The sequence below is a fragment of the Cupriavidus sp. UBA2010 genome (assembly GCF_002335265.1).
Classification (GTDB): Bacteria; Pseudomonadota; Gammaproteobacteria; order Burkholderiales; family Burkholderiaceae; genus Cupriavidus; species Cupriavidus metallidurans.
Map to the genome: position 1 here is coordinate 88,446 of NZ_DDCI01000024.1, position 13,453 is coordinate 101,898.

Sequence of the window (13,453 nt, forward strand, 5' to 3'; positions counted from 1 at the left end):
TCGTCGGAGGGGCCTGGTTGGACTAGGTCTTGTGGACCGGCCGCATCACCCCGGAAAAACGAAAGGCGCGAGTCTACCGTGCCTTTTTCGATGGATTCGAGGCGTGTATCAAATAAAGTAGTGCAGGGTGTCGAAATCGTCTCGGAAGTGGCGTGGCAGGCATAGGAATGGGGCGTCTCTACGGGTTCCCCCTGAGGGATTTGGGCCGCGCGCAGGATCACCATGAACGCCGGATAAAGCCGGCATGAAGGCCGCGCATAACGCGGTTTGCGCGGTCGAAAAATGAAATTGAACGACCGTGCTATTTTGTGTATGCTTGATCCGCTTTCGAGCCAGATGGCTTGTGTGGCAAGGGATTGCGGGGCATAACACGATCAACCCGCGGTCCTGGCAGTACCCCTTCATTCGAGAATTCGAATCCCGAGACAATATCCAGACACCAAAGGAACGCGTATGACAGCGCAGTATCAGGTTCAGGACGGCGTAGCCGTCATCACACTCGACAATCCCCCCGTCAACGGCCTCGGTCATAGCACCCGCCTTGGCATCGTCGAAGGCTTGACCCGTGCGCTGGATGACGCGGCCGTCAAGGCAGTGGTCATTACCGGCGCCGGCAAGGCTTTCTCGGGCGGCGCCGACATCCGCGAGTTCAACACGCCCAAGGCCACGCAGGAGCCGACGCTGCACTCGGTGATCCGCGCGCTGGAAGCCTCGACCAAGCCGATCGTGGCGGCAATTCACTCGGTCGCCATGGGTGGCGGCCTGGAACTGGCGCTGGGCTGCAACTATCGCGTGGCCGCCAAGGGCGCCCAGATCGCGCTGCCGGAAGTCAAGCTCGGCCTGCTGCCGGGCGCTGGTGGCACGCAACGCCTGCCGCGCCTGATCGGCCTGGAGCACGCGCTGAACATGATCGTGTCCGGCACCGCGATTCCGTCGGAGAAGTTCGCCGGTTCGAAGCTGTTCGACGAGATCGTCGATGGCGACGTGCTGCCTGCCGCGGTCAAGTTCGCCCAGAGCGTGGCTGCCGCGCCGGGACCGTACCCGAAGGTGCGCGACCTGAAGGTGCGCCACGAGAACGCCGAAGGCTTCCTGGCCTTCGCCCGCAATACCGTGGCTGCCGTGGCCAAGAATTTCCCGGCCCCGCTGAAGTGCGTGGATGCCGTGGCGGCTTCGCTGAAGCCGTTCGAGGCTGGCCTGAAGGACGAGCGTGATGGCTTCATGTACCTCGTCGGCACGCCGGAATCGCGCGCGCTGCGTCACGCGTTCTTTGGCGAGCGCGCCGCCAGCAAGATCCCCGATGTGCCCGAAGGTACCCCGGTACGCAAGATCGAGCGCGTTGCCGTGATCGGCGCCGGCACGATGGGTGGCGGCATCACGATGAACTTCCTGAACGCCGGCATCCCCGTGACGATGCTGGAAATGAAGCAGGAAGCGCTGGAGCGCGGCGTGGCCACGATCCGCCGCAACTACGAGAACAGCGCCAAGAAGGGCAAGCTGACGCAGGAGAAGGTTGAGCAGCGCATGGGCCTGCTGACCACCACGATGTCCTATGACGACATCAAGAACGCCGACCTCGTGATCGAGGCCGTGTTCGAAGAAATGGGCGTCAAGGAAACCGTCTTCAAGAAGCTGGACGAAGTGATGAAGGACGGCGCGATCCTGGCCTCCAATACCTCCACGCTGGACGTCAACAAGATTGCCTCGTTCACGCGTCGTCCGCAAGACGTGGTCGGCATGCACTTCTTCAGCCCGGCCAACGTGATGAAGCTGCTGGAAGTGGTGCGCGGCGAGAAGACCGGCAAGGACGTGCTGGCCACCGTCATGCAGATCGGCAAGAAGATCAAGAAGACGGCCGTGGTGTCGGGCGTCTGCGACGGCTTCATCGGCAATCGCATGATCGAGCAGTACAGCCGCCAGGCCGGCTACCTGCTGGACGAAGGCGCGCTGCCCGAGCAAGTGGACAAGGCCATCGAGAAGTTCGGTTTCGCGATGGGTCCGTTCCGCATGGGCGATCTGGCTGGCAACGACATCGGCTGGGCGATCCGCAAGCGCCGCGCCGTGGACAAGCCGGACATCCAGTACTCGAAGACCGCCGACAAGCTCTGCGAGATGGGCCGCTTCGGTCAGAAGACCGGCGCAGGCTGGTACGACTACAAGGCTGGTGATCGCAAGCCGTACCCGAACAAGCAGGTCAACGACATGATCGTCGAGCACTCGAAGGAGCTCGGCATCACGCGCCGCAAGATCTCGGACGAGGAAATCGTTGAACGTCTGGTGTTTGCACTGGTGAACGAAGGCGCCAAGATCCTGGAGGAAGGCATTGCCTCGAAGGCGTCGGACATCGACATGGTCTACCTGACCGGCTACGGCTTCCCGCTGTTCCGTGGTGGCCCGATGCTGTACGCGGACCAGGTCGGCCTGTACAACGTGGCCCAGTCCATGAAGCGCTATGCCAAGGGTTACCACGGCGAAGCGTGGGTGGTGGCACCGCTGCTGCAGAAGCTGGCAGACGAGGGCAAGGGCTTCAACGGCTGATCGCGACCGCGTGAACGCAAAGGGATAACGCGAATCATGGCCTACGGCGCGCAGGATTGCCTGCTGGTGATCGATGTGCAGAACGACTTCATGCCGGGGGGCGCGCTGGCCGTGCCGCGCGGCGATGAAGTCGTGCCGGTCATCACCGGGTTGGCGCCGGCATTCGAGCACGTGGTGCTGACGCAGGACTGGCATCCCGCCGGTCATGTGTCCTTCGCCACGAGCCATGTCGGTACCGCGCCGTTCCAGACCATGATGTTGCCGTATGGCGAGCAAGTGCTGTGGCCCGATCACTGCGTGCAGGGCACGCCTGGCGCCGCGCTACATGCGGACCTGCGCATCCCGCACGCGCGGATGGTGATCCGCAAGGGTCACCACGCCAACGTGGACAGCTACAGCGCGCTCATGGAGGCGGACCGCACGACGAAGACCGGACTGGCTGGCTATCTGCGCGAGCAGGGCGTTCGCCGGGTGGTCTGCGTCGGGTTGGCAACGGATTACTGCGTGGCCTGGACCGCGCTCGACGCGCGTGCAGCGGGCTTCGAGGCGGTGGTCGTGGAAGATGCCTGCCGCGCGATCGATCTGAACGGATCGCTCGACCAGGCATGGCGAGAACTGGCTGCGGCCGGTGTTCGTCGCACGACTACCGACGCACTGCGGTCTGGTGCCGGTATGCACAATCCCTGGCTCCCTGAGTCCTGAAGCGTCACGCAACGAAAGCCGAATACACCGAATATTTCTCGCAAGTTTGCAAGAGACACCAAGATACCGAGGAGCAACACATGAACGAGGCAGTCATCGTATCCACCGCCCGCACCGGGCTGGCCAAGAGCTGGAAGGGCGCTTTCAACATGACCCACGGCGCGACCCTGGGCGGTCATGCCGTTCAGCACGCCATCGCCCGCGCGAAGATCGAAGCCGGTGAAGTGGAAGACGTGCTGATGGGTTGTGCCAACCCCGAAGGCGCCACCGGCGCCAACATCGCGCGCCAGATCGCCCTGCGCGCTGGTTGCCCGGTGACCGTGCCGGGTGCCACCGTGAACCGTTTCTGCTCGTCCGGCCTGCAGACCATCGCCATGGCCGCGCAGCGTGTGATCGCCGATGAGGGCGACATCTTCGTCGCTGGCGGCGTGGAGTCGATCTCGTGCGTTCAGCAGGACATGAACCGCCACATGATTCAGGAAAGCTGGCTGAACAAGAACAAGCCGGAAATCTACTGGAGCATGCTGCAGACCGCCGAGAACGTGGCCAAGCGCTACAACATCGGCAAGGATCGCCAGGACGAGTACGGCGTGCAGAGCCAACTGCGTGCCGCCGCTGCCCTGGAAGCCGGCAAGTTCAAGGACGAAATCGTGCCGATGACGGTGCTGGCAGGCGTGGCCGACAAGGCCACCGGCCAGCTGATGACGAAGGAAGTCACGATCGACGCCGACGAAGGTATCCGTGCCGACACCACGCTGGAAGCCGTGTCGAAGATCCGCACGGCCATGCCGGGTGGCGTGATCACCGCCGGCAATGCCTCGCAGTTCTCGGATGGCGCCTCGGCAGCCGTCGTGATGAACGCACGCGTGGCCGCCGCCAAGGGTCTGCAGCCGCTGGGCGTCTTCCGCGGTTTTGCCGTGGCGGGTTGCGAGCCTGACGAGATGGGTATCGGCCCGGTGTTCGCGGTGCCGAAGCTGCTGAAGAAGGCTGGCCTGAAGGTTGACGACATCGGTCTGTGGGAACTGAACGAAGCGTTCGCCGTGCAGGTGCTGTACTGCGCCGACAAGCTGGGCATCCCGATGGATCGCCTGAACGTCAACGGCGGCGCGATCGCCGTGGGTCACCCGTACGGTGTGTCGGGCGCGCGTCTGGTCGGCCATGCGCTGATCGAAGGCAAGCGCCGTGGCGTCAAGTACGTCGTGGTGACGATGTGCATCGGCGGCGGTCAGGGTGCCGCCGGCCTGTTCGAAGTGCTGTAAGGCATCTCGGGCACACACTGTGTTCCCCCTCTCTCATGCAATGGGAGAGGGGCGGGGGGGCGAGCTTTCCGGTTCCGGCGGCAATCTGTCGCAAGCCGCGCCGCAGCGCCTGCTCCCCCAACCCCTCTGCCGCTTGGCGGGAGAGGGGAGCTTTTCCCTCACCGCATACTGAAGGCCAAGCCGCCTTTCGTTTCAGCCCGGAGCTTCCTATTCCATGTCGCTGATTCTTTCCCGTCGTGACCTCAACTTCGTTCTGTACGAATGGCTCAAGGCCGAGGAACTGACACAGATTCCCCGATTTTCCGATCACTCGCGCGAGACGTTCGACGCCGCGCTGGATACGTGCGAGAAAATCGCCACCGATCTGTTCGCCCCGCACAACAAGAAAAGCGATGCCCAGGAGCCGCATTTCGATGGCGAGACGGTCACGATCATCCCCGAAGTCAAGACCGCGCTGAAGGCCTTCTGCGAAGCGGGCTTGATGGCCGCCGGCCAGGACTTTGAGTACGGCGGTATGCAGTTGCCCGTCACGCTGGAGAAGGCCGCGTTCGCCTACTTCAAGGCCGCCAACGTTGGCACGAGTTCGTACCCGTTCCTGACGATCGGTAACTCGAACCTGCTGCTCACGCACGGCACCCCGGCACAGATCGATACGTTCGTACGCCCCGAACTGGAAGGTCGCTTCTTTGGCACGATGTGCCTGTCGGAACCGCAGGCGGGTTCGTCGCTCTCGGACATCACCACCCGCGCCGACTACGAAGGCGAGTCGCCGTTGGGCCAGCAGTATCGGCTGCGCGGCAACAAGATGTGGATCTCGGCGGGCGAGCATGAGCTCTCGGACAATATCGTCCACCTCGTGCTGGCCAAGATCCCCGGCCCGGATGGCAAGCTGATCCCGGGTGTGAAGGGCATCTCGCTGTTCATCGTGCCGAAGTACCTCGTCAACGAGGATGGCTCGCTGGGCGAGCACAACGACGTCGTGCTGGCGGGCCTGAACCACAAGATGGGCTACCGTGGCACCACCAACTGCCTGCTGAACTTCGGCGAAGGCATGAAGTACCGCCCGAATGGCAAGGCCGGCGCGATCGGCTATCTGGTCGGCGAACCGCACAAGGGCCTGGCCTGCATGTTCCACATGATGAACGAGGCGCGCATTGGCGTCGGCCTCGGCGCCGTGGCACTTGGCTATACCGGTTACCTCCACGCGCTGGACTACGCGCGCAATCGTCCGCAGGGCCGCCCGGTGGGCCCGCAGGGCAAGGATCCGGCGAGCCCGCAGGTCAAGCTGATCGAACATGCCGACGTCCGTCGGATGTTGCTGGCGCAAAAGAGCTACGTCGAAGGCGGTCTGGCGCTGAACCTGTACTGCGCGCGGCTGGTCGACGACGAGCACGCAGCCAAGGCGGCCGGCGAGGCCGAGCGGCAACGCGAACTGTCGCTGCTGCTGGATATCCTCACGCCGATCGCCAAGAGCTGGCCGTCGCAGTGGTGCCTGGAAGCCAACAGCCTGGCCATTCAGGTGCATGGCGGCTACGGCTACACGCGTGAGTACAACGTCGAGCAGTTCTATCGCGACAATCGCCTCAATCCGATCCACGAAGGCACGCACGGTATCCAGGGTCTGGACCTGCTGGGCCGCAAGGTGGTGATGCAGGACGGCGCCGCATTCCAGTTGCTCGGCAAGCGCGTGCAGGACACTTGCCAGCGCGCGCAGGCCACGGGTGACAAGACGCTGGGCGAGCAGGCCCGCGCGCTTGGCGCTGCCACCGCGCGCCTGGCCGAGGTCACGCGCACGCTGTGGGCAGCCGGAGATTCGAATGTCACGCTGGCCAACGCGTCGGTATATCTGGAGGCATTCGGCCATGTCGTCATGGCGTGGATCTGGCTTGAGCAGGTGCTGGTAGCGCAGGCCGCGCTGTCGAACGTCAAGGGCGAGGATGCCGATTTCTATCGTGGCAAGCTGGCAGCGGCGGCGTTCTTCTTCAACTTCGAGTTGCCGAAGGTGTACCCGCAACTCGACCTGCTTGCATCGCTCGATCGTACGACGCTCGACATGCAGGACGCCTGGTTCTGAACGCAAGCCACTAAAAGACGATTCTGGCGTCTAGCCAGTGCCGCTTCGCTTCATTTGTGTAGCGGCGAAGAAGGATAAACGGGAGACAACATGAGGACCATCCAGCAATTGTTCGACCTCAAGGGCCGTACAGCGCTGATTACTGGCGGATCGCGCGGCCTGGGGCTGCAGATTGCCGAAGCACTTGGTGAACAGGGCGCCCGCGTGGTGCTGTCGGCCCGCAAGGCCGATGAACTGCAGGCCGCGCAGGAACACCTGAAGTCGCGTGGTATTGCGGCGGAATGGATCGCCGCAGATGGCTCGCGCGATGCCGAAATTGCCCGGCTGGCCGACGAGGCGCTGGCGAAGCTCGGACACGTCGATATCCTCGTCAACAACGCGGGGGCCACCTGGGGCGCGCCGGCTGAGGATCATCCGGTCGAGGCCTGGGACAAGGTGATGAACCTGAACATCCGTGGCCTGTTCCTGCTGACGCAGCGGATTGGCAAGCTGTCAATGATTCCGCGTCGCAGTGGCCGGATCATCAACGTCGCGTCGATCGCGGGCCTGGCCGGGAACCCGCCGGGTTCGATGGAGACCATTGCCTACAACACGTCGAAGGGCGCCGTGGTCAACTTCACGCGCACGCTGGCGGGCGAGTGGGGCGAGCACAACATCACCGTCAACGCGCTGGCTCCGGGCTTCTTCCCGTCGAAGATGACGCAGGGGTCGCTGGACCGCATGGGCGTGGACAAAATGTGCGAAGGCGTTCCGCTGCATCGTCTGGGCGATGACGACGATCTGAAGGGCGCGGCACTGCTGTTTGCCTCGGATGCCGGCAAGCACATCACCGGCCAGATCCTGGCGGTAGATGGGGGCGTCAGCGCAGTCTGATCACGCGCGGCAGCTTCCCTTTCTAGCACGCGGGAAAGGGAAGCAGACAAAGAGCATAATTGCGCAATCTGTTTTTCACTGCCCCCAAGGATATGACGCAACGCCAACTCACCATCCCATTCCTCGCTGATCTCGGCGTGCTCTGCAATTTCATGGAGAACGGCCGCAGCGAGATCGAACTCGACCTGCAGAAGCGCCACCAGAACAGCTGGGACATGGCCCACGGTGGTGTGACCATGACCCTGCTCGACGTGGCCATGGCCATCGCCGGACGTTCGTTGGATGCCGAAGGCCGTGGCGTGGTCACGATCGAAATGAAGACGAGCTTCATGGCCCCCGGGCGCGGCAAGGTGTTCGCGCGCGGCCTGGCCGTGCATCGCACCTCGACCATGGTGTTCTGCGAGGGCGAGATTGTCGACGCGGAAGGCAAGATCGTCGCCAAGGCATCCGGGACGTTCAAGTACATCAAGCGCGTGCCACCCAAGCGGGAATCCGGCGCGGCCGATTCGGGCGCGGACGGCTGATCCCGTCGCGCCAGCGCAATACCTCTCTAACCTCAAACGAGCGAAGGAACCGATCATGTCGAAGCAAACGTACAAGCGCATCGTCCTGGCTTCGCGCCCGGAAGCAGCGGTCACCCCCGACAATTTCCGCATCGAGGAATTGCCGGTCCCCGAACTGGCCGACGGCCAGGTGCTGGTGCGCAATCATTTCCTGTCGCTCGATCCGTACATGCGCGGGCGCATGAGCGATAGCAAGTCGTATGCCGATCCGCAGCCGCTCAATGAAGTGATGATTGGCGGTACCGTCGGCGAAGTCATCGCCAGCAAGAATCCCAAGTGGAACGTCGGTGACAAGGTCATCGGCATGTTCGGCTGGCAGGAGCTTGGCGTGAGCGACGGCAGCATGATGCAGAAGGTCGACACCACGCACATTCCGCTGTCCGCCTATCTGGGTTCGGTGGGGATGCCGGGCGTGACGGCCTGGTATGGCCTGAACAAGATCATCGCGCCGAAGGCCGGCGAGACGGTTGTCGTCAGCGCGGCGTCCGGCGCGGTGGGTAGCGTGGTGGGGCAGCTTGCCAAGCTGGCCGGCTGCTACGTGGTAGGCGTGGCCGGCGGCAAGGAAAAGTGCGACTACGTGGTCAATGAGCTTGGCTTCGATGCCTGCGTGGACTACAAGGCTGCCAAGGACGCGAAGGAACTGTACGCGATGGTCAAGGCGGTCACGCCGAAGGGTATCGACGGCTACTTCGAGAACGTCGGTGGAGACATCCTCGACGTCGTGCTGGCCCGCCTGAACCCGTTCGCGCGCATCGCGGTTTGCGGTCTGATCGCTGGCTACGACGGCCAGGACATGCCGATTCGCAATCCGCGCGCGATTCTGGTGGCGCGCGCGAAGATCGAGGGCTTTATCGTGTCCGAGCATATGGAACTCTGGCCGCAGGCACTGCGGGAACTGGGTACCCACGTCGCGCAGGGCAAGATCAAGTTCCGCGAGAGCATTGCGGAAGGTCTGGCCAGCGCTCCCGAGGCATTCATCGGGCTGCTCAAGGGCAAGAATTTCGGCAAGCAGCTCGTGAAGCTGGCATAAGGCCGCCTTCGACGCAGCACACCCCGCAAATAGACAAATAGACAAAGAAAGTACAGGAGACAACCATGAATGCCCCGCAAGCCAAGGATGAGATCGGCGCCGGTCTCTCGGAAGAGGTCAAGGCCCGCTATCGCAACCTGCCGCGCCCGCCCCAGTTCGCCACGCCGGCCGAGGAGCGGCTGCATCGCAAGCAGCGGCTGGCGGCGGCATTCCGGTTGTTCTCCAAGTTCGGCTTCGACGAAGGTGTGGCCGGACATATCACCGCGCGCGACCCCGAGTTCGGCGATACCTTCTGGGTCAATCCGTTCGGCGTGCATTTCAGCCAGGTCAAGGTGTCGAACCTGATCCGCTGCGACCACCACGGTAACGTGGTGGAGGGCGACTATCCGGTCAACGCCGCCGCATTCGCGATCCACTCGCGCGTGCACCAGACCCGCTCGGATGCCGTGGCCGCCGCGCACTCGCACAGTACCTTTGGCCGTGCGTGGTCGACGCTCGGGCGCAAGCTCGATCCGCTGACTCAGGACGTCTGCGCCTTCTACAACGACCATGCGCTGTATGACGATTTCGGTGGTGTGGTGGTGGAACTCGACGAAGGTCAGCGTATTGCCAACGCGCTGGGCGACAACAAGGCAGCGATCCTCCAGAACCACGGCCTTTTGACCGTTGGCAAGACCGTCGACGAAGCCGCGTGGTGGTTCATCACGATGGAGCGGTCGTGCCAGGTGCAGTTGCTGGCGGAGGCCGCGGCTGCGCGTACCGGTGACGTGCCGAAGGCGATCAGCGACGCCGCCGCCCGTCAGGCGTACTCGATCGTGGGTACGTCGCAGGCTGGGTGGTTCCAGTTCCAGCCGCTCTACGCGCGCATCGTGAAGGAGCAGCCGGACCTGCTCGACTGATTCCAACGGGAGGCGCGGATGCCCGACATCATTCTTCATCAGTACGCCACGTCGCCTTTCTCGGAAAAGATCCGCCTGCTGCTCGGCGCGAAGGATCTGTCCTGGTGCGCAGTGGAGATTCCGCCGATCCTGCCAAAGCCAGATCTGGTCGCGCTGACCGGCGGGTACCGGCGCACGCCGGTCATGCAGATCGGCGCCGACATCTATTGCGATACGGCGCTGATCTGTGAGGTACTGGACCGGATGGCGCCGATGCCGCCGCTGTATCCGTCCGACCAGGCGGCGGCGTCCCGCGTCATGGCTGCCTGGTTCGACAGCGCGTTGTTCACGGCATCGGTCACCTACACCATGCAGCCTGCTGGCGTGCAGGCCATGCTCGCGCATCTGACGCAGGACCAGATCCAGGCGTTCGTTGCTGATCGCAAGGCCATGCGTGGCGATACCAATGCGCTACGGATGCCCCTGCCTGAAGCCGGCGCGATGCTGCACGAGACCTTCGGACGCCTGCAGGAACAGTTCGCGGCCGGCGTGCTCCATGTGGCTGGCCCGACGCTGTCAGTGGCAGATTTCTCGCTGTACCACAACATCTGGTTCATCCGCCGCGCCACGGCGCTGGCCGCGATCCTCGATGCCTATCCGCTGGTCAAGGAGTGGTATGCGCGCATGCAGGCCCACGGACACGGCAAGGTGCGCGTGATACCGGCCGAGGATGCGCTGGCCGATGCACTTCACCATGATCCGTTGGCGCATGACACGACGATCCAGCCAGACAGCGGATTCGCCGCCGGTGATGCGGTGACCGTCACGCCAACCGACTACGCGAAGGACCCGGTGGCCGGGGTGCTCATGACGCTTACCGCCGATGTGGTCACGCTCCGTAGGCAAGACCCGCGCGCGGGCGCTGTCAACGTGCACTTCCCGCGGCAGCATTACCAGGTACAAGCGGCATAGCCCATCCAGACTAGAACTACGAACACTACGAACGACAAGTAGAGGGAGACGTTTCATGAAGCAGTTCGAGAGCAAGGTGGCAGTGATTACCGGCGGTGCTTCAGGATTCGGCAAGGAATTCGCGCGAATCGGTGCGTCGCTGGGCATGAAGCTGGTACTGGCGGACGTCCAGGAGGACTCGCTGGACAGCACAGTGGCCGAATTCAAGTCACAGGGCGCCCAGGTGATCGGGTTGCGCACGGACGTGTCGAAGGCCGAGGAAGTCCAGGCGCTGGCCGATGCCGCGATGACGGCGTTCGGCGAGGTCAACCTGCTGTTCAACAACGCCGGTGTGGGCGCGGGCGGCCTGATCTGGGAAAACACGCAGAAAGACTGGGACTGGGTGCTCGGCGTGAACCTCTACGGTGTGGTCAATGGCGTGCGGATCTTCACGCCGCTGATGCTGGAGGCGGCCCGCAAGGACCCGGGGTATCAGGGGCATATCGTCAATACCGCGTCGATGGCGGGTCTGCTGAATCCGCCGGCCATGGGCGTGTACAACGTCTCCAAGCATGCGGTGGTCGCGTTGTCCGAAACGCTCTACCAGGATCTGAGCCTGGTCACTGACCAGGTGCATTGCTCGGTGCTGTGCCCGTTCTACGTGCCCACCGGCATCAGCCAGTCGCAGCGTAACCGGCCAGCCAATATGGCCAACGATCAGCCACCCACGCGCTCGCAGCTGGTGTCGCAGGCGCTGTCCGACAAGGCGGTCAGCTCGGGCAAGGTCAGCGCGGCCGACGTGGCGCAGATGACGTTCGATGCGATCCGCGAGGACGGCTTCTATATCTACTCCCACCCGCAATCGCTGGATTCCGTCCAGCGGCGCATGGAGGAGATCGTCAACCAGCGCAATCCGGGCGATCCGTTCGGTGACAAGAGCGAAGTGCGGGCGGGCCTGATCGCCGCGCTGCGCGGCTGAGCTGGCCAGGAACTTGCGAACGCGAACACGAACAGGACGAACCGGACAAACGATATGGCCGAGACCGCCAGGGAGACCATGATGACTGCACCCGCCGTGATCCACCACCGGCAGTTTGCGAACCTGCCCAACGGCACGCGCTTGCATTACGCGAGTGCGGGCGAGCAGGGCAGGCCGCTGATCCTGTTCGTGCACGGTTTTCCGGAGTTCTGGTACGAGTGGGAAAACCAGCTCGCAGAGTTCGGCCAGACGCATTTTGCGGTGGCGCCGGACCTGCGCGGGTTCAATCTGTCCAGCAAGCCGGCCGATGTGGCAGCGTACAAGCCCAAGCATCTGGTCGAGGATCTGGTGCAGTTCATCCGCGTGCTGGGCTATGAGCGATGCGTCATCGTCGCGCATGACTGGGGCGGCGCGCTCTGCTGGAACCTGGCGGCGCAGTTCCCGGAAGTGGTCGAGCGGCTCGTGATCATCAACTCGCCGCATCCCTACGTGTTCGCGCGGGCGTTGGCGAGTGACCCGGCACAGCAGCAGGCCTCGGCCTATATGAACTGGCTGCGCAAGCCAGGATCGGAACAGGCCATGGCCGCCAATGACTTCGCATTGCTGGAAAAGATGCTGACTGGCGATGCTTCCACTGTGCCGGCCTGGTTCGTGGGCGAGACTCGCGCGAAATATCACGCGGCATGGTCGCAACCGGGCGATGGCGGCTCGCATTCGCTGACGGGCGGTGTCAATTACTACCGGGCATCGCCGATGCACCCGCCCTTGCCGGGAGAACCGGCGCCCGACATCTCGCGCCTCGATCCATCCGCGTACATCGTGCGGGTGCCCACGCTGGTTATCTGGGGCGAGAGCGACCGGGCGCTGCCGAAATCGCTGGTCGACGGGCTGGAGGAATTCGTGCCGGATATGCGGCTCGAGCGCATTCCGGAGGGCACGCACTGGATCATCCACGAACAGCCGGAGCGCGTGAATCTGCTGATTCGCAGTGCGTTGCCCTAGTCCCGTAGCCTCCCGGTCTTGTCGCCGGGCTTAGCTCAAGCGCTCCCGATAGAGCCGATAGTTCTCGTCATCGAAGCAGACGAAGGTGACCTGCTCGATGGACGGGGACTTCGGCAGTGCCTCGCGCACTGCGGCAATGGCGATGTCCACGGCCCGCTCACGCGGGAAGCCATAAATGCCGGTGCTGATGTTCGGAAATGCCACCGTGCGCAGATTGTGCTCGCCCGCCAGACGGATGCTGTTGCGGTAGGCGCTCGCCAGCTGCGTCTCCTCTTCCTTGCTGCCACCATGCCAGACCGGCCCCACGGCGTGGATGACATAGGGTGCAGGCAGCAGGCCTCCGGTAGTGATCACGGCTTCCCCGGTCGGGCAGCCGCCTTGCGCATCCCGGATCGCGCGGCACGCGTCCATGATGGCCGGGCCGCCCGCGCCATGAATCGCGCCATCGACGCCACCACCGCCCAGCAGGCCGCTATTGGCCGCGTTGACGATGGCATCCACTTCCATCCGGGTAATATCGCCGTGCACGACCTGCAAGTGTTCCCCTGTCATGGTGTCTCCTGGTCTCCGGGTTGGGGCGGCCATGACATGGCGCCCATTCTCAAGC

Annotated in this window: 12 protein-coding genes; 11 read left to right on the top strand and 1 reads right to left on the bottom strand. The window is 63.7% G+C overall.

Annotated features, from left to right (window positions below; all coding sequences use genetic code 11):
- The first annotated feature begins 453 nt into the window (after positions 1–453).
- The 11 genes from B2246_RS19585 to B2246_RS19635 all read left to right on the top strand — a co-directional run bounded on the left by B2246_RS19585 (position 454) and on the right by B2246_RS19635 (position 12,846).
- The gene (locus tag B2246_RS19585; protein WP_008650235.1) at positions 454–2,535 is read left to right on the top strand and encodes a 3-hydroxyacyl-CoA dehydrogenase NAD-binding domain-containing protein; all 2,082 of its coding nucleotides are present in this window, start codon (positions 454–456) and stop codon (positions 2,533–2,535) included.
- A gap of 36 nt (positions 2,536–2,571) precedes the next feature.
- Positions 2,572–3,237, top strand: coding sequence for a bifunctional nicotinamidase/pyrazinamidase (gene pncA, locus B2246_RS19590; protein WP_008650234.1), 666 nt, complete (start codon positions 2,572–2,574; stop codon positions 3,235–3,237).
- Between the two features lie 80 nt (positions 3,238–3,317).
- Entirely contained in the window at positions 3,318–4,496 is a 1,179-nt protein-coding gene (locus B2246_RS19595; protein ID WP_008650233.1) for an acetyl-CoA C-acyltransferase, read from the top strand.
- Between the two features lie 214 nt (positions 4,497–4,710).
- Positions 4,711–6,570, top strand: a complete 1,860-nt coding sequence (locus B2246_RS19600; protein ID WP_286880566.1) for an acyl-CoA dehydrogenase — start codon at positions 4,711–4,713, stop codon at positions 6,568–6,570.
- 90 nt (positions 6,571–6,660) lie between these two features.
- On the top strand, positions 6,661–7,443 hold the full coding sequence (locus B2246_RS19605) for an SDR family oxidoreductase (RefSeq protein WP_008650231.1): 783 nt from the start codon (positions 6,661–6,663) through the stop codon (positions 7,441–7,443).
- Positions 7,444–7,535: 92 nt separating this feature from the next.
- Complete coding sequence (locus tag B2246_RS19610; RefSeq protein ID WP_024569840.1) at positions 7,536–7,967, top strand: PaaI family thioesterase; 432 nt, start codon at positions 7,536–7,538, stop codon at positions 7,965–7,967.
- 55 nt (positions 7,968–8,022) lie between these two features.
- Positions 8,023–9,036 carry an NADP-dependent oxidoreductase gene (locus tag B2246_RS19615; protein ID WP_008650229.1) on the top strand — a complete coding sequence of 338 codons (1,014 nt, stop codon included), beginning with the start codon at positions 8,023–8,025 and terminating at the stop codon, positions 9,034–9,036.
- Positions 9,037–9,101: 65 nt separating this feature from the next.
- A complete protein-coding gene (locus tag B2246_RS19620) occupies positions 9,102–9,935 on the top strand; it encodes a class II aldolase/adducin family protein (RefSeq protein WP_008650227.1) in 834 nt (277 codons plus the stop codon).
- Between the two features lie 18 nt (positions 9,936–9,953).
- Positions 9,954–10,886 (top strand): glutathione S-transferase family protein, encoded by a 933-nt coding sequence (locus B2246_RS19625; protein WP_286880572.1) that lies wholly within the window; start codon positions 9,954–9,956, stop codon positions 10,884–10,886.
- A 55-nt stretch (positions 10,887–10,941) separates the two neighbouring features.
- The gene (locus tag B2246_RS19630; RefSeq protein ID WP_008650224.1) at positions 10,942–11,844 is read left to right on the top strand and encodes an SDR family oxidoreductase; all 903 of its coding nucleotides are present in this window, start codon (positions 10,942–10,944) and stop codon (positions 11,842–11,844) included.
- Positions 11,845–11,925: 81 nt separating this feature from the next.
- On the top strand, positions 11,926–12,846 hold the full coding sequence (locus B2246_RS19635; RefSeq protein WP_017512495.1) for an alpha/beta fold hydrolase: 921 nt from the start codon (positions 11,926–11,928) through the stop codon (positions 12,844–12,846).
- A 30-nt stretch (positions 12,847–12,876) separates the two neighbouring features.
- Here B2246_RS19635 and B2246_RS19640 read toward each other — a convergent pair whose 3' ends face one another.
- On the bottom strand, positions 12,877–13,398 hold the full coding sequence (locus B2246_RS19640) for an O-acetyl-ADP-ribose deacetylase (RefSeq protein ID WP_008650222.1): 522 nt from the start codon (positions 13,396–13,398) through the stop codon (positions 12,877–12,879).
- Positions 13,399–13,453: the final 55 nt, after the last annotated feature.

Coding starts and splice junctions, on each gene's coding strand:
- B2246_RS19585 (WP_008650235.1), top strand. CDS start 454: ATGACAGCGCAGTATCAGGTTCAGGACGGCGTAGCCGTCATCACACTC.
- pncA (WP_008650234.1), top strand. CDS start 2,572: ATGGCCTACGGCGCGCAGGATTGCCTGCTGGTGATCGATGTGCAGAAC.
- B2246_RS19595 (WP_008650233.1), top strand. CDS start 3,318: ATGAACGAGGCAGTCATCGTATCCACCGCCCGCACCGGGCTGGCCAAG.
- B2246_RS19600 (WP_286880566.1), top strand. CDS start 4,711: ATGTCGCTGATTCTTTCCCGTCGTGACCTCAACTTCGTTCTGTACGAA.
- B2246_RS19605 (WP_008650231.1), top strand. CDS start 6,661: ATGAGGACCATCCAGCAATTGTTCGACCTCAAGGGCCGTACAGCGCTG.
- B2246_RS19610 (WP_024569840.1), top strand. CDS start 7,536: ATGACGCAACGCCAACTCACCATCCCATTCCTCGCTGATCTCGGCGTG.
- B2246_RS19615 (WP_008650229.1), top strand. CDS start 8,023: ATGTCGAAGCAAACGTACAAGCGCATCGTCCTGGCTTCGCGCCCGGAA.
- B2246_RS19620 (WP_008650227.1), top strand. CDS start 9,102: ATGAATGCCCCGCAAGCCAAGGATGAGATCGGCGCCGGTCTCTCGGAA.
- B2246_RS19625 (WP_286880572.1), top strand. CDS start 9,954: ATGCCCGACATCATTCTTCATCAGTACGCCACGTCGCCTTTCTCGGAA.
- B2246_RS19630 (WP_008650224.1), top strand. CDS start 10,942: ATGAAGCAGTTCGAGAGCAAGGTGGCAGTGATTACCGGCGGTGCTTCA.
- B2246_RS19635 (WP_017512495.1), top strand. CDS start 11,926: ATGACTGCACCCGCCGTGATCCACCACCGGCAGTTTGCGAACCTGCCC.
- B2246_RS19640 (WP_008650222.1), bottom strand. CDS start 13,398: ATGACAGGGGAACACTTGCAGGTCGTGCACGGCGATATTACCCGGATG.